Origin of the sequence: Comamonas sp. MYb396 (genome assembly GCF_037479555.1) — a bacterium.
In the GTDB taxonomy this organism is placed as follows: Bacteria; Pseudomonadota; Gammaproteobacteria; order Burkholderiales; family Burkholderiaceae_C; genus Comamonas.
This window is the reverse complement of the sequence record NZ_JBBGYU010000002.1, coordinates 393,087-418,289: the sequence shown is the minus strand read 5'-3', so window position 1 is coordinate 418,289 and position 25,203 is coordinate 393,087. Positions and strand designations below refer to the sequence as shown.

Here is a 25,203-nt window from a genome sequence, read left to right as displayed (position 1 = left end):
AATCATGTATAAACCATCTTCGTATCGGTCTGGAGATCGCGTACAAAAAGGGCAGGTGATTGTCTATTTGTTGGCCATGATTCCGGTGGTTTGTCTCAGCATATTCTTGGTCTATAACACGGCCATTGTTGCGCGAGACAAAATGAAGCTGCAAAACAATGCCGATGCGATGACCTATAGCGCGTCCACGGTATTTGCGCGGCAATTGAATTTTCTGGCCTATACCAACCGGGCCATGGCCGCGAATGAAGCGGGCGTGGCGATGCTGGCCAGCTTTCAGACATCGATTGGCATGGTGGTCAGCACGGCGGCCAATATTCAAGTGGCGCGGGTGGAGATCGAAGGGCAGAAGGGCGTCTGGAACCTGGCCCAGGCATCGGCAGCAGCTGCGCGTTATGACTTCATCAGCGCCATCAATTACCTGGTCAAGTGGGGCCGCAATGTGCAGGCCGCTGCCAAGTACCAGCGCCAGGCCAACAACATCGCCAAGGCGATCGAGCCCTCGGCCCGGCCGTTCCAGATCATGGTCGATGCACTGCGGGTGCTCAACACCGCGATCTCGCTGGCCCAGGCGGCAACGACTGGCGTCAGCATCCCCGAGGCCATTGTGGTCGCCAAGGATGTGCTCAACGACAACGACGACAAGGCCTATTTGCCGGTGGCGGCCAATGCACCGCTGATTGCCAGCTCGTCGCTGGAGTTTCTCAACTTCATCAAGCTCTACAGCACCACGTCGGACCGCCGCAATGACGAGGATGATTTTTTTGACGCGATGCGCTTTGCCCATGCGGCCCAGGCCACGCGCGATGATTTCACCAAGGACCGGCGCATTTTCCCGGGCTTTATCAAGCAGGGCATCACCGGCATGCAAAACGAGGGCGACAGTTTTGACCTCTCCAGCGGCCCGATTGCCACGGCCATGCAGGAGCTGCTCAAAGGCACGGTGTCCTGGAAGGGCGGCACCGAACTGGTCGCCACCCGGGGCTCGGACCTGGCCGCTGAGCGCGGCCGCATCCGTTGGCAATCGGCCGATTCGGTGAACGTGGCCGGCGCTGGCGTGCTGCTGGCCGAGCGCTTTGTCGGCGACTTCGGGCTGGGCGCGGCCACCGCCACGGGCGGCTCGGGCTATGCGGACAAGGGCTGGTCCGGCAACCGCCTGGCCTTGCGCTCTTACGACAAGAACTTCAAGCCGCGCAATGTGGACCCCGAATACCAGAGCGATGAAAAGCGCGACTACGGCAAGCTGACCAAGGACGGCCTGTCCGACAGCGCCATCTATGCAGCGGGCCGCGACCGCGATGGCAACACACTGCTCGTGCCTTTCGCCGTGCTGCAGTTCAACTCGGCCTACAAGTACAAGCCGCGCACCGACATTGGCCTGGTCACCAAGAATTTCTCCTTGCCCCGCTACTGGGATGTGCGCCAGCTGCGCACGCTCAAGGGCCGGGACCAGGACAAGTGGTACGGCGACCTGTCGATGACCAGCATCAACCCGCGCAAGTGGGGCAGCCTGACCGACAAGGGGCCCACGATCTCGGTGATGGTTGCGCGCAAGGGCAGCGATGTTCGCACCGGCGAGCAGGCGGGCTTTGGCTATGCCAAGGACGACTACAGCATTGGCCTGCGCGACCGCATGTTTGGCGGTGACATGAGCGCGCTGTCGTCGGCCCAGCTGTATTTCAAGCGGCCGCAGGACCGCTGGCAGCGCCGCGACATGACCAAGGACCAGTACAAGTCGCTGCAGATCGCCGGCCGCACGATCAAGGTCGGCTTTACCGGCGGCTATATCGAGCACAAGAACCTTTTCTCCCCGTACTGGCAGGTCCACCATGTCGAGCCCTCCATCTGGGCGCGTGGCGTGGCCGTGGCCGGATCGGCCCTGGGCGGGTCGGATGGCCTGTTCGGGGGCGGCGAGCCCGACAACCAGGATGCGGCGCAATGATGTCCCAGACTCCCCCGATGAAGACCCTGCGCCGCCGTGCCCGGCGCCGCGCGCAGCAGGGCAGCGCGCTGGTCGAGGTGACCTTGATCAGCGGCTTTGCAGCGCTTTTGATGGCGGCTATCCCCTTGATCGCCGACTACGGCCAGGCGCGCATGCAGGTGACCGCAGCGGCCAAGCTCAATGCCTGGCAGCGCTCGGTCTGGTTTCCTGCGGCGACGGAGACCGAGGTCATGTCGGCCGACCAGTACAAGGGTGCGAGCGGGTCCATCCGCAAGTCCGATGCCGAGCTGAGCAATGATTTGCGCCGCCATGTGTTCCGTGATCCGGCGCAGGACACCGACACCGGCGTGCATGGCGAGACCGTGTCCGAGTTCACCTCGGGCCAGGCCCGCATGCCTGATTTCAACGAGTCGCTCACGGCCAAGACCACGGCCGCACCGCTGCCCTCGGTCGCCGCCTTCATGGACACCATCTTCTCCAAGGTCGGTGAGGTGCAGAACCTGGCCAAGGGCGAGTCGATTGCCAAGTTCCGCTTTGTCACCCAGGGCTATATGCGCACCGAGGTGGCGCTGGAGCGGGGTGCCGGCTTTTCTGCCGAGCGCTTTCCTACCGAGTTCGGCAAGGTCGCATCGGCCTTGCACAAGAACGACACGCCGCTGCCGCTCAAGCTGCAGATCAAGGACCATGTGACCATGCTGTCCGAGCCCTGGAGCGCCGGCGGCACCAACCGCGAGGAGTCCAAGATCCAGGGCCTGGTGCCGATGAAGCTGCTGGACCGGCCCGAGTACCAGGATTTTCGCGCGCCGCTGGGGCAGCTGGGCAGCACGCTCAAGTGGCTCTGGCCCACCTTTGACCACAACCTGCTCACCATGGGCCTGGCGCCAGGCGATGCGCAGGAGAAGTCGGTACCGCTGGACCGCTACGAGTGGCTGCAGAAGGTGCCGGCCGACGACACCTACAACGACAACCCGGGCGAGCATGAGTGCGGACCGCTGGAGAAGCCCGACGGCAAGGACTGCTTCCGCTTCTACCGCGCGTTCCCGCCGCCGCCGGTCGTCAACACCTTGCCATGACAATGATGCTGTTGCACCGGCCCAGGCGGGGAGCGTTGGCTGCCCGCCGGCCAGCAGGGCTGTGGGGGCCGCTGGCCTGGTTGCTGTTGGCCGCGCTGGCGGCCGCGATGCCGCTGGCAGCGCGCGCTGCACCCGCCAGCGCCATTGCCTGGCCGGCCATCCTGTTCCCCGACAAGAACCTGTCGCCGTACTGGGTGGCTGAGCTGATCGTGCAGAACAAGATACCGATGCAGATCCAGGCCTTTGATGTCGATGGCGACACGCGTAAGGCCCAGCGTTTCTACCAGGAATGGCTGGGCGGCAAGGCCGATTTTTCAGAGACGACGCTCGACGGCATTCCGATCCTCGGCGCGCGCGACGGCAATTTCCGCATCACGGTTGAATTCCGGCCCCTGCCCAGCGGCAAGCAGCAGGTGCGCATCTCCTCGGCCTGGCTGCACGGCGCCGTGCCGCAACTGGTCAGCGACCAGCTGCAGCGCCGCAGTCACCTGGCCGTGCCGATAGGCAGCGATGAGTTCTCCGACACCTTTTCATTCGATGCAGACCGGGTCAACCGCACCAGCGTCTGGGGCAATACCTTGAGCGTTGAGGCCAATGAGCTCTATATCCGCGAGCAGGCGCTGGTGGCGGGCTGGACGGTGCTGAGCCGCAAGACCATCAAGGGCGGCACGCGCGCCCAGGTGGTGCTGCGGCGTGGCGGGCAGGAGGCGGTGATCGCCATCGCCCACAACGGCGTGGGTTGCTCCATCGTCATCAGCAACACCTTGCCGCAGGCCTAGCCGCGTCCCCCATGCCGATACCCAAGCACCCCACCCCTGTTCCTCGCGCCAGCCGGCAATCCGGGCAGATCATGACCGAGTACGTGATCGTCGCCGGTGTGCTGGCCGCCGTTTTTTTTGCACCGATGCCGGGTGCCGACAAGTCTTTGTTTCAGCTGCTGATTGATGCCTTTCGTGCAGCCTGGGCTTCCTATTCCTACACGATCTCTTTGCCATGGTGACCCCAAACTCTCCCAAACCGAATCGTTTCTCACGGCTGGCCAATGGCTCGCGCCGTGCCGCCCCGCTGATCGCCGCCATTACCCTGGGTGTGGTGGCCGCGGGCCTGGGCTGGTACTACCTCAAGACCTCCGAGGCCGAGATCCAGGCCAACCTGGAGTCCGAAGCCGAGCGCCTGCGCACCGATGTGGTCGTGCCTATCCAGAACATTCCCGCCGGCACCGCGCTCTTGCCCGAGATGGTGGCCAAGCGCAGCGTGCCCTCGGCCTATGTGCATGCCGATGTGCTGACGCCGGACATGATCGACGGCTTTCTGGGCCGCCAGCTGTCGGTGGACATCAGTGCCGGCAAGCCGCTGCTGGCCAACTTTTTTGTCACGCCGCGCAAGCTGTTCTCCGAAGAGCTCGAAGCGGGCGTGCGCGCCGTGACCATTCCGGTCGATGAGGTCAGCACCATCTCGGGCATGCTGCGCGCGGGCGACCATATCGACTTTCTGTTCATCGCCGACAAGGATGGCGGCACCCAGGCCGAAGACGCCATTGTCGTGCCGCTGCTGCAGGACGTGGTGGTGCGTGCGACCGGCCAGATCACCTCCGAGCAGTTCTCCGAGCTGCGCAAGCGCCCCGACATTGCCAACACTGTCGATCCCTACCGCCAGCGCAGCTACACCACGGTGACCGTGGGCCTGCCGCCGGTCGATGCCCAGCGCCTCATCCTGGCGCAGAAGCTCGGCAAGATCGTTGCGGCCCTCCGCAATGCCGATGACCGCCAGAAGCTCGACACCGGCACCAACGCCCAGCAGCTGGCCAGCTATATCGACAGCTTCCGTCCCCAGCAGCCCGTGGTGCGCGCAGCGCCTACCCGCGCCCCGGCGATGGTCGAGTACATCGTGGGCGGTGGCGGGGTCAAGACCCAGATGCAAACCCCGCTGGCGGCCTTGCTGGGCGCTGCGGCCGTGCCTGGCGCTACGGTGCCCGCGCCCCAGGCGCCTGCCGTCACCGGTTCCTACTGATTTCCGCCCCGTCCTGCATTCTTCCCCGGCCACGCTGCGCCATTCGCTCCATAGAGTTGGTAGACCATGAATTCCTCGATGAACTGTATGCCTCGTCCCCGCCCAGCCCTCCCGACCTTGGGGGCAAGGGCTTGCGTTGCGCTCGCCCTGGCCTTGCCCATGGCCCCGTTGCTGGCCGCGCAGGCCTCTACGGGCACCAGCTCGCCCACCGCGGGCGGCGCACTGGGCGATATGCTGCGCGCCGCGCAGCGAGCGTCGCTGCAGGCCGAGGCCGAGCAGCGTGACGGCGATGGCGGTGATTTCGCCCGCGATACCGAAGGGGGCTCGGCGCCTTCCACATCGCCGGGCTTTCGCACCTTGCCCACTGTCAGCGTCAACACCCAGCCCGCCTCCGATATATCGGGCATCGGCGGTGTGCAGCCCTTGGTCATCAAGCATTTGCCCACGTCGCTGTCGCTCTATGTGGGGCAGATGACCTTGATCGAGCTGCGCGACGTGGTGCGGGTCGCCGTCGGCAATGGCAAGGTGATGGAGGCGCGTGTGGTGGACCAAAAGAGCCTGCTGCTGACGGCGCTGGACGCCGGCGAAAGCACGGTCCATATCTGGCGCAAGGACGGCCAGGTCAGCAGCCTCAAGGCGCGCGTCAATGTGGTCGATTTGGACCGTATCGAAGGCGAGATATCGATGCTGACGGCCGGCATCACCGGTGTGAGCGTCTCCCGCGTGGGCGAGAAGATCATCCTTGATGGCGCCAACCTTGACCCGGCGGCGGTCTCGCGGCTGCGGGAGATTGCGCGCATGTACGGCCCGGCCGTGGTGTCCTTCGCCACCTCCGAGCGCCTGCGCGTGGACCGCATGATCGAGATGGATGTGCGCATTGTCGAGTTTTCGCGCTCGGCGCTGGACGACCTGGGCATGAAGTGGGATACGACCGGCGGTGGCTTCAACTTTGGCCTGTTCTCCGATATCGCCTCCAACGGCGGCTACCGCATCCTGCCGGAGAACTCGCCCTTTCTGAACCTGGACAGCGGCTACGGCCAGGGCTTTTTGGACCAGCGCCGGCGCAAGGCGCGCTACTACTTTGGCCTGAGCACGGCGCTGACCTCGGCCATCAACTTGCAGGTGCAGCGTGGCAATGCGATGCTGCTGGCCTCGCCCAAGCTCACCACCCGCAGCGGCGGCGAAGCGCGCTTCCTCTCGGGCGGTGAAATTCCCTTGCCCGCGATGAGCGCGCTGGGCACCGGCTCGGTCAACTACAAGCCCTATGGCCTGCGCCTGCATGTCAAGCCGATGGCCGATGGCGCGGGCAACATCTCCGGCTCGATCCTGGCCGAGGTCAGCAACATCGACCAGTCGGTTTCGGTTGATGGCATCCCGGGGCTGCTGACGCGCCGCACCGAGAGCGAGTTCAATGTCGATGACGGCGACACCATCATCCTCTCGGGCCTGCTCAGCCGCCAGTCCTCGCGCGCCACCGATGGCCTGCCGGGCCTGCGCAATGTGCCGGTACTGGGCTGGGCCTTCAAGAACAACAACGACAGCGACACCCAGATCGAGACCGTGGTGTTCATCACCCCGCGTGTGGTGACCGCCCGCGATTCGCGCCCCCGCCTGGAGCGCACGCAGCAGATGGAAGAGCAGATCTCCAACGGCTTTACCGACCTGACCGAAGACCTCTACCGCAACTCCAAAAAGGCCGAGCCGCCGATGCCCGAGCGGGGTCTGGACCCCGAGAGCTATTCGCACAACTGATGGCTGCGGCCGCTGATCCTGGAGAAGACCGTGCATAAGTTACTAGTCAATTCGCCCCGCCAGAAGGCGCAGGAGTTCGAGCTCGGCGCCGAGACCTTCACCATCGGCAAATCCAGCGACCGCTCCTTGCACCTGACCGGCTGGAACGTGGCGCGCGACCATGCGGTGGTGATGCTGCATGACGGCGACGTCTTCATCGAAGACCGGGGGAGCCTGTTTGGCACCTGGGTCAACAACGAGCGCGTGACCCGCTATGGCCCCTGCCGAGGGGGCGAGGAGGTGGTGGTCGGCGGGCATTCGATCATCGTTGTGCTCGATGACAAACTGGGCGGGCAGCGCGAAGAAGCGCAGAGCCCGGGCCAGACAGCGCAGCCCGCGCTGGAGCACCAGCGCCCCACGCGCAACGAGCCCCGTCCCGAAGACCCCATGCTGCAGTGGCGCCGCCTGCTGCACCGCCAGTTGCTCGAGCAATTGGAAGCGCGCCGCATCGACACCATCAAAATGAAGGACGATGAGCTGCGCTCCAACGTGCGCGCGCTGATTGCCGAAATCATCCGCGACACGCCCAACCTGCCCGAGACCATTGACCGCGCCGAGCTGAGCCAGCAGCTGCTGGACGAGGCCATTGGCCTGGGCCCGCTGGAAGTGCTGCTGCAGGATGACTCGGTCACTGAAGTGATGGTCAACCGTTTTGACGAGATCTGGATCGAGCGGCGCGGGCGCCTGGAGCGCACCGATGTGTCCTTTACCAGCGATCTGGCGGTCAATGGCGCGATCGAGCGCATCGTGACGCCGCTGGGCCGGCGTATCGACGAGAGCTCGCCAATGGTTGATGCGCGCCTCAAAGACGGCTCGCGGGTGAACGCCATCATCCCGCCGCTGGCGATTCGCGGCCCCAGTATCACCATCCGTAAGTTTCCGAAGAAGCGCATGGGCGCCGAGGGCATGGTGCAGTACCAGTCGATCTCGCAGGCCATGGTCGATTTTCTGCAGCTGGCCGTCGAGAACAAGCTCAACATCGTGGTCTCGGGCGGTACCGGCACCGGCAAGACCACCTTGCTGAACATGATGTCCAACTTCATCCCCAACGACGAGCGCATCCTGACGGTGGAGGATGCCGCCGAACTCTCGCTGAACCAGCCCAACCTGGTGTCGCTCGAAGCGCGCCCGGCCAACGTCGAAGGCAAGGGGGCCGTATCGATCCGCGACCTGGTCAAGAACTCGCTGCGGATGCGCCCGGACCGCATCGTCGTCGGTGAGTGCCGAAGCGGCGAAGCACTGGACATGCTGCAGGCGATGAACACCGGCCACGATGGCTCGCTCACCACCTTGCACGCGAACTCGCCGCGCGATGCGGCTGCCCGTATGGAGGTGCTGGTGACCATGGCGGGCATGAACATCCCCGTCACCGCGATCCGCGAGCAGATTGCCTCGGCCATCCACCTGATGGTGCAGCTCACCCGCTTTCCCTGCGGCAGCCGCAAGATCACCCAGATCACCGAGGTGCTCAACTGCACCGATGGCGTGATCCAGATGCAGGATATTTTTGTCTTCCGCAAGACCGGGCTGGACGCCGAGTTCCGCACCCAGGGCCGCTTTGAGGCAACCGGGGTGATCCCGGACTTTGTTGCCAAGCTGGTCGAGCACGGCGTGCCGGTGAACATGGAGGAATTGTTCTTCCAGGGAGAGCCGGCATGAAGAACTGGCAGTTCCTCGGCTTTTTGCTGGCCGCCGCCGGCTTTGTGGTGCTCTCGGGCTGGCTGGTCTACAGCCGCATGGGCGAGTGGCGCGACAAGTCCAACGTCTACCTGCGCGGCCGTGGCCTCCGGATTCTGGGCATCTCGGAGTTCCATGCGCAAAAGGCGCTGACCCTGGCGACCGGCCATGTGGCCATGGTGGTCGTGGCCGGCATCATCACCTACCTGATTGCGCGCAACTGGTTGCTGGTGGTGGTGGTCTGCGGCGCCGTTTACTTTTTGCCGGCACGCTGGTTTGCCTGGCAGCGCAAGAAGCGGCGCGAGCGCATCGAGGCCGAGCTGCCCGATGCCTTGCTCTTCATTGCCAGCGCATTGCGCGCGGGCAGTGCGCTGTCGGTGGCGTTGCAGATTCTGGTGCGTGACCAAAAAGGCCCGCTGGGCGATGAGTTCGCGATCGTGCTCAAGGAGCAGCGCATTGGCCTGTCGTTTGACGACGCGGTGCAGAACATGGCGCGGCGCATCCAGATTCCGGACTTCATGCTGGTGGTGGTGGCCTTGCGCGTGGCCAAGGAAGTGGGCGGCAACCTGTCCGAGCCGCTGCAGCTGCTGGCCGAGACCCTGCGCAAGAAAGCCATGCTGGAAGGGCGCATCAAGGCGCTCACGGCCCAGGGCCGTATCCAGGGCCTGGTGATGACCATGTTCCCGGTCGTGCTGGGCGGCATTTTGTACCTGATGCAGCCGACCATGCACCTGCTGTTTGTCACGCCCATCGGCTGGGGGGTGCTGGCCGTGATGGTCGTGATGCTCACCTTGGGCTACATGTCCATCAAGAAAATTGTCGCCATCGACATCTGAGCCATGAAAAACGCCATTCTGCTTGCCGCCATTTTTCTGTCCGCTGTGATGGCCGGCATCATCTTGCTGTACTTCGTCGCCATTGTGCGCAAGGCCCGGCCATCGGTGCGCGAGCACATGGATCCGCTGCCCTGGGGCATTCGCCTCATCTGGCCGGCCGTCAACGTGCTGCAGTTCCATGTCTCGGAGATTGCGCCCACCTCCAGCCTGCTGCGCTGGAAGCGCAAGCTGCAGCTGGCCGGCCTGGAGTATGTGCTCAAGGCCGAGGAGATCATCGCCGTGCGCGTGATCGCGATGGCCGTGGTGGCGCTGGCCTTCACGGGCGCTGCGATGGCGCTGAAGATCGATGGCCAGTGGGTGCGCCTGGCCTGCCTGGCAGGCCTGCTGCTGGGCTGGATGCTGCCGGCGATCTGGGTCAATGACCGCAAGAAGCGCCGCGACAAGGAAGTGCTGCGCACCTTGCCCGGCTACCTCGACCTGATCACCCTGTGCTGCCAGGCGGGTCTGGGCTTGACGGCGGCGATCTCGCAGGCGGTGCAAAAGGGCCCGCGTGGCGCAATGCACGAAGAGCTCGAACGCCTGCTGCGCGAGATGCGCACCGGCATGAGCCGGATGGACGCCTTCAACGCCATGGCCGAGCGCATGGACAACAAGCATGTGCGCGGCCTGGTCTCCAACCTGACCCAGGCCGAGTCGCTGGGTGCCAGCGTCACCGATACCCTGGTCGCCATCTCCGAGCAGCGCCGTACCGAGCGCTTCCAGCACGCCGAGAAGCTGGCGATGGAAGCGCCCGTGAAAATGCTCGGCCCGCTGGTGATCTTTATCTTTCCGGTCACCTTCATGGTGATCTTTTTTCCACTCGCGGTGCAGATGTACCAGACCTTGAAATGAAGGGGCCAGGCATGCCCGCGCTCAAAGTACAGCTGGCCCGGCGCTTTTCCGAGCGCGCCTTTGGCCTCATTTTTCGCCCGCCTCCGGCCAGCGGCGAGGCGCTGGCGTTCGATCGCTGCGCGGCCGTGCACACCTGCTTCATGCGCTATGCGATCGATGTGGTGTTTGTCGATGCGCAGCAGCAGGTGCTGCGCATCAGTGCGGGCCTGGCGCCTTGGCGCATGGCCTGGTGCCGGGGCGCCAAGCGCGTGCTGGAGCTGCGCAGCGGCGAGGCCGCGCGCCTGGGCCTGGCGCCGGGCCAGCGGCTGCAACTGTGTTGAAGGAGCTTTGCCATGTTCTTGAAGAAAACCAAGCCAGCGCGGCAAAGCGGGGTGTCGATGACCGAGACCTTGATCGCGCTGCCGGTGGTGCTGGTGTTCACGCTGTCGCTGATCCAGTTTGCGCTGATCTACCGCGCAAGGCTCACCTTGCAGTACGCCGCCAATGAGGCCGCGCGCGTGGGCTCGCTCAACAATGCGCTGCCGCTGCCCTATGACCTGCGCATTCCGCTGGCCAAGAAGGGCATGCTGGCCGATGTGAGCCTGGGCAATGTCAAATCGGCGCTCACCAAGGGCAGCGTCTGGCAAGGCTTTGTGCGCGGCATGATGCCGCTGTATGTGTCCGAGTCCAGCGTCTCTGGCCTGCTCAAGGGCTGGGTCAACACCAACACCGACCTGATCCAGGGCAGCTGCATCGAGTACGTCAACCCCACGCAGAACACCTTTTTGGACTGGGCCATGGTGGAGAACTATGGCGAGTCGCGCGGCATCGTGCGCATCCCCAACGACAGCCTGCGCTACCGCAAGCCGCTGCCCTATGAGCGCGATGCCCGTACCGGCGCGACCGACACCTACAACGGAGACACCCCGAACCTGGAAGACACGCGGCTGCGCGGTGCCGTCTCCAACAAGACCTTGGGCGAGACCAATATCCTGCACCTGCGCGTGCACTATGGCTACAAGCTCAGCGTGCCGATTGCCGGGCCCATCATCATCAAGGCCATGCAGGGCTACCGCTATGTCTCCAAGCACATCGGCTCGGTGCTGACCACCGGCGACGACGTACTCAGTGCCGAAGCCACTGACCTCTCGGCCATCGATGCCTTCTTTCTGGCAAGCGACCGCTTTCCGCTGACGCAGGAGGCCTCGGTGGGCATGCAGTCCTCGCTGTACTGGCATCCGTTCTATGCCTTTGGGCCGGCGCGCGATACCTCGGACCTCAATGCCAGCTTCAAATGGGACGTGGCCGACGGCAACAGCGGCCTGGGTGACTACGCCACCCTGGTGCCGGATCTGGTCGGTAATATCCGCAACGGAGCGCAGTGGGTGACCGCCCATGTCGGCAATGCGGCCATGGATGGCCTCAAGGACGTGGTGGGCCTGCGCAATGCCTTCTGCCCGGCGATCTGGGCCAATCCGATGGGGGTGGAGAATGTGCCCAATCCATTCGATGCGGCGCCTTAATGGGCGATTGGCTGCTGCGGCCGCGCTGCTGTTGACTGCCGTGCTGGGCGCCGCCCCGGCCTGGGCGCAGACGGTGTGCAAGAGCGAGGGCGTTGAATACATTCTGGGCGGTGCCGCTGCGAGCGGATCCGGCTGCAAGGCCGCAGCCGCCGCTGCACCGCCAGCACGCCGCACCTTGCGCATGGCCGCATCCGCCCCGGCGCCTACCCCGTCGCAAGGCCCGCGCCCGCGTGAACGCGCAGATTTTGGCCAGGACGAGCGCCGCCTGATCCTGGAGACCGAGCTGAAAAAGGCCCAGCAGGTGCTGCAGGGCTTCTCCCAGGCGCTGGGTGGTTCAGCCGGCAGTGCGGCACCGGCAGACAAGAGCCGCGCGCTGGCCGATGTGCGGGCCCTCACGGCCGAGCTGGCCCGGCTGCCGCCGGTGGCAAGCCGCTGAGCGTTAGTCTTGCTCCTCCAGCGATTGCAGCAGCCCGTCCGCATTCGCATAGCCCGCCGCCTTGGACCGCCGTGCCCAGAACCGTGCGCCTGCAGCGTCCTGGGTGTGGATGGCGATTTGTGCCAGGTTGTAGGCGGCGGCGCCATCGCCCAGGTCCGCAGCCAGCACCAGCCAGTCCCGCGCCTGCGCGTCATCGTTGTCTACGGAACGCAGATGCTGGTAGACATTGAGGGCGGCGCGCTTGTCGCCCGCCTGCGCCAGGCGCTTTTGGCGCAGCAGCTCAGACTCCGACATGCGCGCAATGCCGGCGCTGTTGGCGCCGGGCTCATAGCGGATGCCGGTCGGCGGGGCGGGCAGCGGCGCATAGGGGATTTGCTTGCAACCGGCGCTGGCCAGTAGCGCAAGCAATGCCAGGGGGAGGGCGGTGGAGGACAGGCGCATCGCCGCATTGTGGCATTGCGCAAGCCGGCGCCGCTAACACCCTCAGCGCACAAAGGTGGAGGGCTGCAGATCCGGTGTGGTGGCCTTGCGCCGCTCCAGCCAAAATGCTTCGTTCCTGGTCAGCATCTGGAAGTCCTGCGCATCCTGCAGCTTTTGCGCCGCATCCATCGGCCAGTTCGGGTTGTAGATCAGCTCACGTGCCAACGCCACCAGGTCCGCGTCGCCGTTGCGCAAAATGGCCTCGGCCTGCTGCGCATGCACGATCAGGCCCACGGCCATCGTGCGCGCGCCGGTGGCGGCCTGGATGGCCGATGCCAGTTCGACCTGGTAGCCATAGCTGGCAGATTGGCCGCCGCGCAGCGGCGAGCCGGCAATGCCGCCCGAGGAGCAGTCGATCACATCGACACCCAGCGGCAGCAGGCGTTTGACCAGCGCGATGCTGTCCTCCAGCGTCCAGCCACCGGGCGCGCCGTCGGTGCAGGACAGGCGCACAAAGAGGGGCAGGCCTGCTGGCCACACGGCGCGCACCGCATCGACGACGGTCAGCAGCAGCCGGCAGCGGTTGTCCAAGCTGCCGCCCCAGGCATCGCCGCGCTGGTTGGCCAGCGGTGACAGAAAGCTGTGCAGCAGATAGCCATGGCCGGCATGCAGCTCCAGCACCTGGTAGCCCGCCTGCGCGGCGCGGCGGGCAGCGGCGGCAAAGGCCTCCACCACCTGCTGGATCTGCTGCAGCGACATGGGTGTCGGCGTATCGAGGCCCTTGCCTGCGGGGATCGCGCTCGGGCCCATCGGCATCCAGGCATCCCAGTCGGCGATGTCCGGCTGGTAGGGCAGAGGCCCCCGGCCCTGCGCGGGTGTCAGCTGCCGGGCCTTGCGGCCGGCATGCATCAGCTGGATGCCTGGCGTGGTGCCGCAGTCGCGCATCAGCTGCACGATGCGCTGCAAGGGCGCGACCATGTCGTCCTGCCACAGCCCGATATCGCCCAAGGTGCCGCAGCCGCGCCGCTCCACACCGGTGCCTTCCTGGAACACCAGGCCGCTGCCGCCGGCGGCCAGGCGCCCCAGGTGCATCAGATGCCAGTCCTGCACCTGGCCGTGGCGGCCCTGGTACTGCCACATGGGGGCGGCGACGATGCGGTTCTTGATCACCACATCGCGCAGCTGCAGTGGGCTGAAAAGCTGGTTCTGGGTTTCGCTGTGGGCCATGGTGCTGCCGCCTACTTCTTGACGAGAGGGCAGACCGACTCGGACAGCGGCAGGAAGGCCTTGTCGGCCGGCACCGTGCTGATGACCTTGTAGTAGTCCCAAGGGGCCTTGGACTCCTGCGGCGACTTGACCTGGAACAGGTACATGTCGTGCACCATCATGCCGTCCTCGCGCAGACGGCCGTTCTTGGTGAACACATCGTTGATCGGCATCTCGCGCATCTTGGCCATCACCGCCTTGGCGTCCGTGCTGCCGGCCGCCTCCACCGCTTTCAGGTAGTGCTTGACCGAAGAGTAGGCGCCCATCTGGCTCATATTGGGCATGGCATTGACCTTGGCGAAGTACTTCTTCGAGAAGGCGCGCGTCTCGTCATTCATGTCCCAGTAAAAGGCCTCGGACAGCAGCATGCCCTGCGCAGTGCGCAGGCCCACCGAATGCACATCGTTGATGTACATCAGCAGCGAGGCGAGCTTTTGCTTGCTCTCGGGGGTGATGCCGAATTCACGCGCAGCCTTGATCGAGTTGACCAGGTCATTGCCAAAGTTGGCCAGGCCGATCACATCGGCCTTGCTGGCCTGGGCCTGCACCACGGCGGACGAGAAGTCCGAGCCATTGAGCGGGTGCCGGGTCTCGCCAATCACCTTGCCGCCCACGGTGCCGATGGCCTGGGTGGTGGCCTTGACGATGTCATAGCCGCCCGAGTAGTCGGCGGTCAGAAAGTACCACTGCTTGCCGATCTTCTCGGCCGCCGCCTTGCCCACGGTATTGGCCAGCGCATAGGAGTTGTAGGCCCAGTGCGCGACGGTGGGGCCACACATGTCACCGGTGATGCGGTCGCTGGCCGGGCCGCTCATCACCAGCACCTTGCCTTTTTCCTTGGCGATGTTGAGCACCGCGAGCGCGGCCGCCGAGCCGCCCACGTCCTGGATCGCGTCGACGCCGTTGTCGTACCATTCGCGCGCCTTGGCCGCTGCCGAGTCGGCCTTGCTCTGGTGGTCAAAGGTCAGCAGCTCGACCTTGCGGCCCAGCACCTGGCCACCGGCTTCGTCCAGCGCCATCTGGGCGGCGGTGATGCTGCCCTTGCCGGTGATGGCCGAGTAGACGCCCGACTGGTCAACGATCAGGCCGATGCGCACCGGCGGGCCCGATTGTGCGCTGGCGCCCAGCGACAGGCACAGCAGCGCTGCGGCCAGGCCCAGTGGTTTGACGGGGGCGCGCAGCGCAAAGAGGTGAGAAATACGCATGGTGGTGTCTCCTGTTCAGCTTTTGGTCAGTACCTGGGATTCGCGGATCATCTGCTGCCAACGCAGGCGCTCGGCCTGCAGGAATTTTTCATAGGCCTCCGGGCCCTGGGCGGTGACCGAGACGCCTTGCTTTTCCAGCAGGTTCTTCAGCGCAGGTGCCTGTAGCTGGGCCACGGTGGTGCGGCCCAGGCGGTCGATGACCTCGGCGCCGGTCTTGCGCGGCACAAAAAAGCCGTTCCAGATCGGCGCGGCATAGCCGGGGTAGCCCAGCTCGGCGACGGTGGGGATCTCGGGCCAGGATGCCATGCGCTGCGCGCTCAACGTGGCCAGCACGCGCAGCTTGCCCGACTGCACCTGCGGGCGGGTGAAGAGCGCCGTCATCATGCCCATGTCCACGCGCTGCAGCAGCAGGTCCGGCAGGGCCGGGGCCTCGCCCTTGTAGGGCGCATGGATCATTTGCGCGCCGCTCAGCTTGCCCAGGTACTCCATCGCCACATGCAGCGGGCCCAGCGGCCCGGTGGACATATAGCGAAGCTTGTCCGGTGTCTTCTTCGCATCGGCCAGCAGCTCGCCCAGGGTCTGGTAGGGGCTGTCTTGCGCCACCACCAGCACATAGTCCACATTGCAGATCGAGGCCACCGCCGCAAAGTCGCGCTGCGGCCGGTAGCCCAGGTCGGGCATGGTGTGCTCGAGCACGATATTGGTGCCCACGCCGCCCATCAGCACGTTGTAGCCATCGGGTTCGGCATGGGCCACCTGGGTGGCGCCGATGGCGCCTGCTGCGCCCACCTTGTTGTCGACCACCACCGGCTGGCCCAGGCCGGGCTCCAGCGCCTTGGCCAACAGGCGGCCGAGCACATCGGTGGCGCCGCCGGCGGCAAAGGGCACCACCAGCCGCACTGGGCGTGACGGGTAGGGGCTCTGCGCCCAGGCCTGGTGGCCGGCCAGCAGGCTGGCTGCGCCCCAAGCGGTGCTGTGTGCCAGCCACCGTCGTCTGCCGGGATTGACCGGCGCTTGTTGCAGGGAAAGCTTGTCGTTCATGGCATTGTCTCCGTTCCGTTTTTTGTGGTGTGCCGTGTCCTAAGCGAGATGAGAGAGGCGCTACAGCCGGGTGGCGCTGATCGTGAGCCCTCCGTCGATGTGCAAGGTCTGGCCGGTGATGTAGCCAGCCAGCGGGTGCAGCAAGAAGTCGATCGCATGGGCGATCTCCACCGGCTCGGACACCCGCTGCAGCGGCACGGCGGCGAGCAGCGCCTCGGTCTGCGGCGCGCCGGGCGGGCTGGCGGTCTTGAACAGCTCGGTGGCCACGGGGCCGGGGGCAATGACATTGACGGTGATCTGGTCCGTGGCCAGCTCCAGCGCCCAGGTGCGGCTCATGCCGATGACGGCGGCCTTGGTGGCGCTGTAGGCGGTGCGGTTGGGCTTGCCCAGCGCGGCGCGCGAGGAGATATTGACGACGCGGCCAGCGCGCGCCTGGCGCATGCCGGGCAACAGCGCCTGCATGCAGACCAGGCAGGCGTTCACGTTCAGCGCCATCGCCTCGTTCATGTCGGCCACGCTGGTATGGGCCAGGTCGGTGGTGTGGGCGAGCGCGGCGTTGTTGACCAGGCCATAGAACGGCGCCTGCGCGGCCAGGTCGCTGACCAGCGCCCGCGTGCCGTCGAGGTCCATCAGGTCACAGGCGATGAACTGCTCATCGGCCCGCGCATCAGCGGGGATGCTGCGGGCCAGGCCAATGGTCTGGTAGCCCTTGTCGGCGAGGTAACGCATCGTGGCGCGGCCAATGCCCCGGCTGGCGCCGGTGACCAGGACGCGCGGTTGGCGGGAGCTGTCTGTCATGCCAGGCCTTTCAATAGTTGTCGACCGATGATGGTCTTTTGCACTTCGGTGGCGCCTTCGTAGATGCGCATCGGGCGCACTTCGCGGTAGAGGCGCTCGACCACGCTGCCGCAGGTGATGCCCATGCCGCCCCACAGCTGCACCGCTGCATCGACCACCTGGAAGGCGGCTTCGGTGCCCTGCATCTTGGCCATCGCCGCCTCGGTGCTGATGCGGCGCTGGCGCACATCGCGCAGCCAGGCGGCCTTGTGCACCAGCAGGCGCGCGGCCTCCAGCTGCGTGGCCATATCGGCCAGCTTGTGCTGCACGGTCTGCATCTCGGCCATCGCCTGGCCGTAGAGTTGGCGCTGGCTGACCCGCACCAGGGTCTCATCGAGCGCACGCTGGCCCATGCCCAGCGCAGCGGCCCCCACCGAGCTGCGGAAGATATCGAGCACGCCCATCGCCACCTTGAAGCCTTCGCCCGGCTGGCCCAGCAGGCGGCCCGCCGGCACCTTGCACGCGTCAAAATGGATCTCGGCGAGTGGGTGGGGCGCAATGATGTCGATGCTGCGGTGAATGCGCAGGCCCGGGGTGTCGGCATCGACCAGCAGGGCCGACAGGCCGCTCGCGCCCCTGGCCTCTTCGGTGCGGGCGATGACGACGTAGAAGTCCGCAATGCCACCGTTGGAGATATAGGACTTGGCGCCATCGAGCAGGTAGTGGTCGCCTTGCAGCACCGCCCGCGTCTTGGTGGCGGCCACGTCCGAGCCGCCATCGGGCTCGGTCAGCGCAAAGGCTGCCACTTTGCGGCCCTGGCTGCAGGCTTGCACATAGGGGGCCACCAGCTGCGCATCACCCTTTTGCCAGAGCGCGGCACTGCCAATGCCCTGCATGCTGAAGACAAAATCGGCCAGCGGCGCGTAGTAGCCCAGGCATTCGCGCACCAGGCAGATGGCGCGCAGGTCCACTGCTGGCGCCCTGCCATCGGCCATCGCCGGCGCGGCATATTCCAGCAGGCCATGCTGGGCCAGGCTGTGCAGCCAGTGGGCGCATTCGGCCTGCAGGTCCTGCGGGGTTTCATCAGCCAGAAGCGCGCGGTTGTCGCTGATCCAGTGGTTGAGCCGGGCGATGACCTCGTCATGCCGCGCGTCAAAAAATGGCGTCTCGGCCAGGGTCCAGCTGTGCTTCATACGCTGGCCTCCTGGGCGAGCAGGTGCTGCGCCAGGTCGCGCAGCTCGTTGCGTTTGACCTTCTTGCCATTGGGGCCCATGGTGTAGGGAAAGGTCTCGACCCGGAAGATGCGGATGGGTACCTTGTAGCGCGCAATCTGCTGCTGCAGCTGGGCCTTGATCGCCTCTTCGTCCCAGTGCTGGTCTGCGGTATCGCTGGGCTCCAGCACAAAGGCCACCGGCCGCGAGCTGCCCGAGGCATTGACCGCTACCACCTGGCAGGCGCTGGCGCCACACAGTGCCATCACCGACTCCTCGATCTCGGCCGGGTTGACCAGGAAGCCGCCGATGCGCAGCACATCGCCCAGGCGCGAGATATGCGTGAAGCCGCCGTCGCCATTGAGATAGCCCAGATCGCCGGAGCGCAGGAAGCCGTCTTCGGTAAAGGCCTGCTGCGTGGCCTTTGCGTCGTGCAGGTACTGCTGCATCAGGGTGGGGCTGTAGAACTCCAGCTCACCGGGCTCTTGCGCCTCGGCGAGGGCACCGGTCTCCAGATTGCGCACGCGCACCCGCGCCTGCGGGCAGACCGGAAAGCCGCCGGACTGGGCGCGCCGGGGCAGGGGCGCTGCCGGGTCCTGGTGGGCAAACAGCGCAAAGGTCTCGCTCATGCCAAAGCAGCCGACCATGGGTATGCCGTACTGCAAGGCACGGGCGGGCAGCGCATCGAGCCCGGGCACAAAGTTGGCATGGCCAAAAAAGCGCAGCGCCTGCGGCTGCCAGCCGGCGGGCAGGTCGGCGATGAGCTTGTCGACCATGTCGTTGGTGCCAAACATATGGCTGATGGGCTCGTGCTGCAGGCAGGCTGCGGCGCGCGCGGTATCAAACACCTCATGCAGCACCAGGCAGGCGCCAGCTGCCAGGGTGGCCATCGCCGCTGTGTAGCCAAAGGCGCCGCAGAGCGGCAAGGCCAGCAGGCTGCGGCAGCCGCTGTCGATGCCAAAGCCCGGCGCCACATCCTGCGCATGCTGGGCCACGCTGGACTGGCGGTGCACGATGAGCTTGGGCTGGCTGGTGGTGCCCGACGAGGACAGGATGATGCAGGTCTGATCGCCCTGGCAGGCGCTGGGGTGCTGGGGTGTTGCGGGTGCTGCCATCAGCGTTTGCCAGGGCTGGATGGGCAGCGCCGTGCCAGCGACTTGCATTTGGCCCGGGTTGCTGTGGGCCGGGCCCAGGCTGGCATCGATCAGGCACTGCAGGCTGCCGCCTTGCTGCGCCAGGATCTGCTCCAGGCTATTGCCGGGCAGCAGGCTGGCTGCGCTGGCGGCAGCGCCATTCATCACGGCCAGCGCATTCGCGGCGGCGCGGTCAAAGGCCAGTGCCTTGCAGCCGGAGCGGTCGATAAAGCTGCTGATCTCTTTGACGCCGAGCTTCAGGTTGAGGCTCAGGGTGGTGATGCCCAGCTCGGCGCATGCCAGGTGCAGCAGCAGCCAGTGGGGGGTGTTGGGCAGCCACAGGCCCAGCACATCGCCGGCCACCAGGCCTTGCTGGCGCAGGCCGTTGGCGCACTGCTGCACCTGGCTGCGCAGCTGCGCATAGCTGTGGGTGGTGGTGCCAAACTGCAGCGCGGGCGCGTCGCCCGCGCCCAGTGCCAGCAGGCGGCGCACATCGTTGGCCCGCGCGCCGCCTGGCGCGCTGGCCATGGGTTGGGATGTCATAGGCGGCCTTTAGACGGTGGCGACCGGGGTCACGGGTGAGCCTACGGCACCGGGCAGGCGCAGCGCCGGCGCGGTCAGCATGAAGCGGTAGCGGCCATGGGTCTGCAGCCACTGCGCCAGCGGGTGCAGGTACCAGAGTTCGCCAAATGGCATGCCGAGCTTGAACAGGCACAGCTCATGCAGCGGAAGAAAGGCGCAGCTGCCGTCGACCGGCCGGCCGGGTACCGATTCGATGCCGTAGTTGTCGGCCACCAAGGTGGTGATGTGGCTGTCGATGATCCATTGCTGCAGCTCGGGATCGCGCCCATCGAGCACCGCGCCGACGGTCTCGGGCATATCGGACTTCGGCGGGCCATCGCAGGCAAGCAGCAGTTCGCTAAAGCCGGTGTAGAGCGCCACGATGTCGCCACGGGTGACCTCGATGCCATCGGCCTTGAGCACCTCCTTGAGCATCTTGCCCGAGACGAGGGTGTGGCCGTCGCCAAAGTGGCGGCGCAGGTTGACCAGCACGCCCCGGCCCTGGATGGCCTGCTCGGCCAGGCGCTCCACGCCCAGCGCCTTGGCGCGGGACTGGCCACCCATGTCCGGCAGGTCATCGGGCGCCAGAATGTCGATACCGGCCTGGAAGCCGTTGTAGTAGACCAGCTCGTCGACGCCATCGCCATTGATGTCGAAATGGCTGCCCACGTGTGAGAGCGCATCCCACTGCGTCGAGTACTGCAGGTAGATCTCGGCATAGTCGTCGCTGACCACATCGGTGTAGAGCGGGTTCTCGCGCGACAACGCAAAGTTCAGGCCTGGGCCCAGCGGCCGGCGCGAGGGCTTGATGATCGGCGGGTGGCGGCGCGGGTTGAGCGCATTGCCGCCGGGCTTGTCCAGCGGCAGGCTCAGGCAGAAGCGCTCGCCCGTCTGTATCTCCTGCGCCGCTTCCTTGACCTTGTCCGCCGTCAGGTAGTTCAGGCGGCCGAGCTGGTCGTCTGGGCCAAAGTCGCCCCAGTTCGATTGCGCGGGACGCTGGGTCCAGCGCGGCGAGCCGGCGCTGCCGACAACAGGGGCAAGGTGCGGGGCATGTACAGGGCGGTAGGCGTTCATAGGGTTTTCCAGATAACGGGGGAGACAGCGCGCAGCGGCGATCTGCCGTAGCTTGTGCGCACCTCAAGAGGTACCGAGCAACTATGAGACGGGATGTGCCGGGATGGCAAAAGCTGGCAGCACGGATGTTCACGATATGAACTCAGGTTTTCCCGGGGCGCAGAGCCCTGCGCGCCTCGTCAAGGTGCTGCGGCTGCTGACGCGCCACCATGTACAAGGCCTGTCGATTGCGGAATTGACCGCGCAGTCCGGGCTGGACCGCTCGACCGCAAGGCGCTTGCTGATGGTGCTGGCCCAATCTGGCTATGCGGCCAAGGATGCGGCCACAGGCCGCTACCGCTTGGGTGTTGAAGCCATGCTGACGGGGCTGGCGGCGATGGCCAAGCCGCCCATCTTTGAGGTCTGCCACCCAGTGATGGTGAACGTGGCCCGGCGCAGCGGCGACACGGTGTTTCTGATCATCCGCGTGGGCGACTTTGCCCACTGCCTGCATGTGCAGCCGGGCAGCACGGTGCTGCATGCCCACAGCCTGATGACCGGCCAGATCCGCCTGCTGGGCCAGGGCACCGCCAGCCTGGCACTGGCCGCCAGCCTGCGCGATGCCGAGCTGGAGCAGATCTACCAGCGCCGCCGGCTGGACTACGAGGCTGCCGGCATCAGCCAGGAGCGGCTGATGGACATGGTGCGCAAGACGCGCAAGCGCGGCCATTCGCTGAGCGTCAACCTGCTGACCTCGGGTGCCACTGGCGTAGGCCTGGCGATCGAGTTCCAGACCGCCCATAGCGCGCACATCGCCGCCATCAGCGTGGCCAACCACGATGCGCAGATGGATGCCAGGCACCAGGCCCAGGCGCTGCAGGTGCTGCGCGAGGAGCTGGCGCAGGCCGGCATTGCGCAGGTGGCCTGCGGCGGGCGCAGTACGGGCAGCGCCTAGCGCGGCGTTCTGGATCTGCGCCGGGCTGCGGCCTGGGGCGCGGATGGCGCCAAGCGGCGCAGCTCCTCATCGCTGAGTATGAATGCGGGGTTGTCCACCAGGCGCTCGACCGCCAGATCGATAAAGGCGCGTGCCCGGGCGGGCTGCGAGCTTCGGCTGCCAAAGTACACAAAGTAATGGATGTACTCGGGCGTGTGCTCGACCAGCAGCGGCACCAGGCGCCCGTCGCGCAGGTAGGGCGCAGCGGTCGCGCCTGCCAGTTGTCCCAGCACCTTGCCGCGCAGCACCGCCTCCAGCTCAAAGCCCTCGTCATTGCTGCAGAGGGCGGGCACGACGGGGATGTCCACGATCTGCCCGTCGATCAGCACATGCCAGGGCAGCACCTTGCCTGTTGCGGGGTGGCGGTAGGCACTGCAGCGGTGGGCTTCGAGCGCGCTGAGCGACTGCGGCGCGCCGTGCTGCTGCAGGTAGGCGGGCGCGGCGCAGATCACCATCTGCAGCGCCAGCAATTTGCGCGCAATCACCCCCTCGTGCGCCGATGCACCGAGCCGAAAGCCCACATCCACGCGGTCTTCGACCCAGTTGCCGACCCGGTCTTCGAGCAGCACATCGGGCTGGATGCCGGGGTGCAGGTCACAGAACTCCTCGACCAGGCGCCACAGGATGGGCCCGAAGGTGCTGCGCGGCCCTGCGATGCGCAAGGGGCCTTGGAAGTCGTCCTTGCGCTGGCGGGCATTGTCCAGCGCCCGCTGCATGCCTTGCACCGACGGCTGCACCTCTTCGAGCAAGCGCTGGCCGGCGTCGGTCAGCGACATGACCCGGGTGGTGCGGTGGAACAGGCGCGCATCCAGATGCGCTTCGAGCTGCGCCAGCGCCTTGCTGGCCGCCTGGGGGCTGATGCCCAGGTCCAGCGCGGCCTTGCGCAGGCTGCCCAGCTCGGCAGCCCTGATGAAGGTGGTGACAGATCGCAGTTCGTTGAGGGCCATGCTGTGCTTTCTTGCAGTCCTATTGTCATCAATTTGGTGCTAATAAATCAACCTATTCACCACTATTCAGTATCAACGCCCTTGCTTACAGTGGCCCCCCATGGGCGCTGGAATTCGCAGCGCTGCCCCCCATCACCGGAGTTATGCACCATGAAATCCTTGCTTTGCATCGCATTGGCTGGCGCCGCCACCAGCGCCGCAGCGCAGCCACAGGGCGGCGAGCCGCGCGCGGCCGTGGTGGAGGTTCGTGCTGCGGCGACCCAGCCGGCATCTACTGGGGCGGCAGACCGCTTTAGCGGTGCCGTGCGCATCACCACGCCGTTCAGCGCGCCAACGCCTGGCCGCGCTGGTGGTGGCACCGTCGCCTTTGAGGCCGCTGCGCGCACGGCCTGGCACACCCATCCGCTGGGCCAGACGCTGATCGTGACGCAGGGCGCTGGTCTGGTGCAGCCACAGGGGCAGCCAGCGCTGGCGATGCGCGTGGGCGACGTCGTCAGCATTCCGGCCCATGTGCGCCACTGGCATGGTGCGGGGCCGGGCGGGGCCATGGTGCATGTGGCCATCGCTGAGAAGCAGGACGGCCCATCGGTCACCTGGCAGGAGCTGGTCAGCGACGACGACTACCAGGCAGCCTGGCAAGGCGCGGGCCTGCAGCAGGCCGCTGCGACGCAACCGCCAACACGCCACTACCCCAGCGCAGACAGCCTCAGTGCCCGGCAACGGGCGATCCCCTTGATCGCCGCTTTGGCCGCCAGCAGCGATATGGCGCAGCTCGATGCCGCGCTGCGCCAGGGCCTGGATGCGGGGCTGAGCATCAGTGAGAGCCAGGAAGTGCTGGTGCAGCTGTATGCCTATGTCGGCTTTCCCAAAAGCCTGAATGCGCTCGCGCAGTTGATGCAGGTGCTGCAGGCCCGCCAGCAACAAGGTATTCAGGATGCAGCCGGCGCGGCGCCCAGCCGCGCAGTGGTGACCGGTGAGGACCTGATTGCCGTGGGCCGCAGAAACCAGACAGAAATCTCCGGTGGCCCGGTGCAAGGGCCGGTGATGGCGTTTGCACCGGTCATCAACCAGTTTTTGCAGGCGCATTTGTTTGGCGACATCTTTGAGCGCGACAACCTCGATTGGCAAAGCCGCGAGCTGGCCACCGTGGGCGCCTTGGCTGCCACCCCGGGTGCCGAAGCCCAGCTGCGCTCGCACATGCGCGCCAGCCTGCGCGTGGGGCTGCGTGCCTCGCAGCTGCGTGAGCTTAGCCAGGTATTGGCGGCCAGCGGCATGGCCGCAAGTGCCGAGCGGGCGCAGACCGCTCTGGCCCAGGCGCTGGCAACGAAAGGACAGCCATGAACATCCCCCAACTTTTGTGCGCGACTGCGCTGGTTAGCGGCTGCGCCACGCAGTCCGGTCCGGCTTCTGCACCTCTGCAGATCCAATCCCAAGGCAGCTTTGCGGTGGGCGGTGTGGTGCAGCAGACCCCCGGGCGCTATGACAACAACCAGCCCACGGCGGCAGGACAGAGTTTTCATGGCGACCATCTGTATGCCTTCTACCAGGTGCCGGTGCAGCCCAAGCCGCTGCCGATCGTCATGCTGCACGGGGCTTTCCAATCTGCACGCAGCTGGGAGAGCACACCCGATGGGCGGGAGGGCTTCCAGACCTTGTTTTTGCGGCGCGGCTTCTCGGTGTACCTGGTCGACCAACCGCGCCGTGGCCGGGCCGGCAACAGCACGGTGGCCGCGATGCTGGAGCCCACACCGAATGACCAGCTGTTCTTTGACCAGTTTCGCATTGGGCAATGGCCCAGGCGATTTGACAACGTGCAGTTTGACCCGGCGCCAGAAACCTTGAACCAGTTCCTGCGCTCCATCACGCCCAATACCGGCCCCTATGACGCAGCGGTGATTGCCGATGCCATGTCGGCGCTGTTCTCCCAGGTCGGACCCGGCATCTTGTTCACGCATTCGCAAGGGGGCGGGCCCGGCTGGCTGACCGCCATCCGCAACCCGAATGTGAAGGCCATCGTGGCCTTCGAGCCGGGCAGCGGTTTTATCTTTGCGCAGCAGGATGCCCCTGAGCCCATGCCCAGCGCAGCTGGCACCCTGGCGCCCGAGATCGTGCCGCTGGACGATTTTTTGAAGCTGACCCGCATTCCCATCGTCATCTACTACGGCGACAACTTTCCGACAACACCGACGGCTGCACGGGGGCAGGACAACTGGCGGGTGCGGCTGGCGATGGCCCAGCGCTGGGTCGCTGCCATCAACCGGCATGGCGGCAAGGCGCAACTGGTGCATCTGCCCGAGATCGGGGTGCATGGCAACACGCACTTTCTGATGTCCGACCTCAACAACCGCGAGATCGCGGAGCTGGTGGCGCAGTTTCTCTCAGCGCAGCAGCTGGACTGATCGGCGCGCAACATCCTCTTCACCCCTACCGAAAGGCC

24 protein-coding genes are annotated in these 25,203 nt (G+C 65.9%); 15 read left to right on the top strand and 9 right to left on the bottom strand.

Annotated features, from left to right (window positions below; genetic code table 11):
• Nucleotides 1-142: 142 nt before the first annotated feature.
• The 12 genes from WH265_RS06005 (at nucleotide 143) to WH265_RS05950 (ending at nucleotide 12,158) form a co-directional block, all read left to right on the top strand.
• The gene (locus tag WH265_RS06005) at nucleotides 143-1,942 is read left to right on the top strand and encodes a hypothetical protein (protein WP_339557674.1); all 1,800 of its coding nucleotides are present in this window, start codon (nucleotides 143-145) and stop codon (nucleotides 1,940-1,942) included.
• The gene (locus WH265_RS06000) at nucleotides 1,942-3,015 is read left to right on the top strand and encodes a hypothetical protein (protein WP_312987516.1); all 1,074 of its coding nucleotides are present in this window, start codon (nucleotides 1,942-1,944) and stop codon (nucleotides 3,013-3,015) included. The genes WH265_RS06005 and WH265_RS06000 overlap by 1 nt, the downstream gene beginning before the upstream one ends.
• A gap of 2 nt (nucleotides 3,016-3,017) precedes the next feature.
• A complete protein-coding gene (locus tag WH265_RS05995) occupies nucleotides 3,018-3,794 on the top strand; it encodes a hypothetical protein (protein WP_339557673.1) in 777 nt (258 codons plus the stop codon).
• Nucleotides 3,795-3,805: 11 nt separating this feature from the next.
• A complete protein-coding gene (locus WH265_RS05990; protein WP_312987518.1) occupies nucleotides 3,806-4,015 on the top strand; it encodes a hypothetical protein in 210 nt (69 codons plus the stop codon).
• Nucleotides 4,009-5,025 (top strand): Flp pilus assembly protein CpaB, encoded by a 1,017-nt coding sequence (gene cpaB / locus WH265_RS05985; protein WP_182345174.1) that lies wholly within the window; start codon nucleotides 4,009-4,011, stop codon nucleotides 5,023-5,025. Before WH265_RS05990 ends, cpaB begins: the two co-directional genes overlap by 7 nt.
• A 159-nt stretch (nucleotides 5,026-5,184) precedes the next feature.
• The gene (locus WH265_RS05980) at nucleotides 5,185-6,777 is read left to right on the top strand and encodes a type II and III secretion system protein family protein (protein WP_339557672.1); all 1,593 of its coding nucleotides are present in this window, start codon (nucleotides 5,185-5,187) and stop codon (nucleotides 6,775-6,777) included.
• 30 nt (nucleotides 6,778-6,807) lie between these two features.
• Nucleotides 6,808-8,475, top strand: a complete 1,668-nt coding sequence (locus WH265_RS05975) for an ATPase, T2SS/T4P/T4SS family (RefSeq protein WP_312987521.1) — start codon at nucleotides 6,808-6,810, stop codon at nucleotides 8,473-8,475.
• Complete coding sequence (locus WH265_RS05970; protein WP_021027430.1) at nucleotides 8,472-9,329, top strand: type II secretion system F family protein; 858 nt, start codon at nucleotides 8,472-8,474, stop codon at nucleotides 9,327-9,329. Before WH265_RS05975 ends, WH265_RS05970 begins: the two co-directional genes overlap by 4 nt.
• 3 nt (nucleotides 9,330-9,332) lie before the next feature.
• Nucleotides 9,333-10,220: a type II secretion system F family protein gene (locus tag WH265_RS05965; protein ID WP_021027429.1), complete on the top strand. Its 888-nt coding sequence runs from the start codon at nucleotides 9,333-9,335 to the stop codon at nucleotides 10,218-10,220.
• A gap of 11 nt (nucleotides 10,221-10,231) precedes the next feature.
• Complete coding sequence (locus tag WH265_RS05960) at nucleotides 10,232-10,540, top strand: DUF192 domain-containing protein (RefSeq protein WP_148293196.1); 309 nt, start codon at nucleotides 10,232-10,234, stop codon at nucleotides 10,538-10,540.
• 12 nt (nucleotides 10,541-10,552) lie between these two features.
• A complete protein-coding gene (locus tag WH265_RS05955) occupies nucleotides 10,553-11,722 on the top strand; it encodes a TadE family protein (protein WP_021027427.1) in 1,170 nt (389 codons plus the stop codon).
• Nucleotides 11,723-11,729: 7 nt separating this feature from the next.
• Nucleotides 11,730-12,158, top strand: coding sequence for a hypothetical protein (locus WH265_RS05950; protein ID WP_339557671.1), 429 nt, complete (start codon nucleotides 11,730-11,732; stop codon nucleotides 12,156-12,158).
• 3 nt (nucleotides 12,159-12,161) lie between these two features.
• Here the strand turns inward: WH265_RS05950 and WH265_RS05945 are convergent, their stop codons facing one another.
• Genes WH265_RS05945 through WH265_RS05910 form a run of 8 tightly spaced genes read right to left on the bottom strand, consistent with a single transcriptional unit; the run spans nucleotide 12,162 to nucleotide 20,846 of the window.
• A complete protein-coding gene (locus WH265_RS05945; protein ID WP_339557670.1) occupies nucleotides 12,162-12,599 on the bottom strand; it encodes a hypothetical protein in 438 nt (145 codons plus the stop codon).
• A gap of 42 nt (nucleotides 12,600-12,641) precedes the next feature.
• On the bottom strand, nucleotides 12,642-13,805 hold the full coding sequence (locus WH265_RS05940; RefSeq protein ID WP_339557669.1) for an NADH:flavin oxidoreductase/NADH oxidase: 1,164 nt from the start codon (nucleotides 13,803-13,805) through the stop codon (nucleotides 12,642-12,644).
• Nucleotides 13,806-13,816: 11 nt separating this feature from the next.
• On the bottom strand, nucleotides 13,817-15,049 hold the full coding sequence (locus tag WH265_RS05935; RefSeq protein ID WP_339557668.1) for an ABC transporter substrate-binding protein: 1,233 nt from the start codon (nucleotides 15,047-15,049) through the stop codon (nucleotides 13,817-13,819).
• A gap of 15 nt (nucleotides 15,050-15,064) precedes the next feature.
• The gene (locus WH265_RS05930; protein WP_339557667.1) at nucleotides 15,065-16,090 is read right to left on the bottom strand and encodes a Bug family tripartite tricarboxylate transporter substrate binding protein; all 1,026 of its coding nucleotides are present in this window, start codon (nucleotides 16,088-16,090) and stop codon (nucleotides 15,065-15,067) included.
• Nucleotides 16,091-16,150: 60 nt separating this feature from the next.
• The gene (locus WH265_RS05925) at nucleotides 16,151-16,888 is read right to left on the bottom strand and encodes an SDR family oxidoreductase (protein WP_339518845.1); all 738 of its coding nucleotides are present in this window, start codon (nucleotides 16,886-16,888) and stop codon (nucleotides 16,151-16,153) included.
• Complete coding sequence (locus tag WH265_RS05920) at nucleotides 16,885-18,060, bottom strand: acyl-CoA dehydrogenase family protein (protein ID WP_339557666.1); 1,176 nt, start codon at nucleotides 18,058-18,060, stop codon at nucleotides 16,885-16,887. Before WH265_RS05920 ends, WH265_RS05925 begins: the two co-directional genes overlap by 4 nt.
• The gene (locus WH265_RS05915; protein ID WP_339557665.1) at nucleotides 18,057-19,754 is read right to left on the bottom strand and encodes an AMP-binding protein; all 1,698 of its coding nucleotides are present in this window, start codon (nucleotides 19,752-19,754) and stop codon (nucleotides 18,057-18,059) included. Before WH265_RS05915 ends, WH265_RS05920 begins: the two co-directional genes overlap by 4 nt.
• A 9-nt stretch (nucleotides 19,755-19,763) precedes the next feature.
• Nucleotides 19,764-20,846: a cyclase family protein gene (locus WH265_RS05910; RefSeq protein ID WP_339557664.1), complete on the bottom strand. Its 1,083-nt coding sequence runs from the start codon at nucleotides 20,844-20,846 to the stop codon at nucleotides 19,764-19,766.
• A gap of 136 nt (nucleotides 20,847-20,982) precedes the next feature.
• On the opposite strand from WH265_RS05910, the gene WH265_RS05905 reads away from it, so the two are divergent.
• On the top strand, nucleotides 20,983-21,780 hold the full coding sequence (locus tag WH265_RS05905; RefSeq protein ID WP_339557663.1) for an IclR family transcriptional regulator: 798 nt from the start codon (nucleotides 20,983-20,985) through the stop codon (nucleotides 21,778-21,780).
• Here the strand turns inward: WH265_RS05905 and WH265_RS05900 are convergent.
• Nucleotides 21,777-22,766, bottom strand: coding sequence for a LysR family transcriptional regulator (locus WH265_RS05900; protein WP_339557662.1), 990 nt, complete (start codon nucleotides 22,764-22,766; stop codon nucleotides 21,777-21,779). The two genes, WH265_RS05905 and WH265_RS05900, sit on opposite strands and share 4 nt — an antisense overlap.
• A 150-nt stretch (nucleotides 22,767-22,916) precedes the next feature.
• On the opposite strand from WH265_RS05900, the gene WH265_RS05895 reads away from it, so the two are divergent.
• Nucleotides 22,917-24,107 carry a (R)-mandelonitrile lyase gene (locus WH265_RS05895; protein WP_339557661.1) on the top strand — a complete coding sequence of 397 codons (1,191 nt, stop codon included), beginning with the start codon at nucleotides 22,917-22,919 and terminating at the stop codon, nucleotides 24,105-24,107.
• Nucleotides 24,104-25,165 carry an alpha/beta hydrolase gene (locus WH265_RS05890; RefSeq protein WP_339557660.1) on the top strand — a complete coding sequence of 354 codons (1,062 nt, stop codon included), beginning with the start codon at nucleotides 24,104-24,106 and terminating at the stop codon, nucleotides 25,163-25,165. Before WH265_RS05895 ends, WH265_RS05890 begins: the two co-directional genes overlap by 4 nt.
• Nucleotides 25,166-25,203 lie beyond the last annotated feature (38 nt).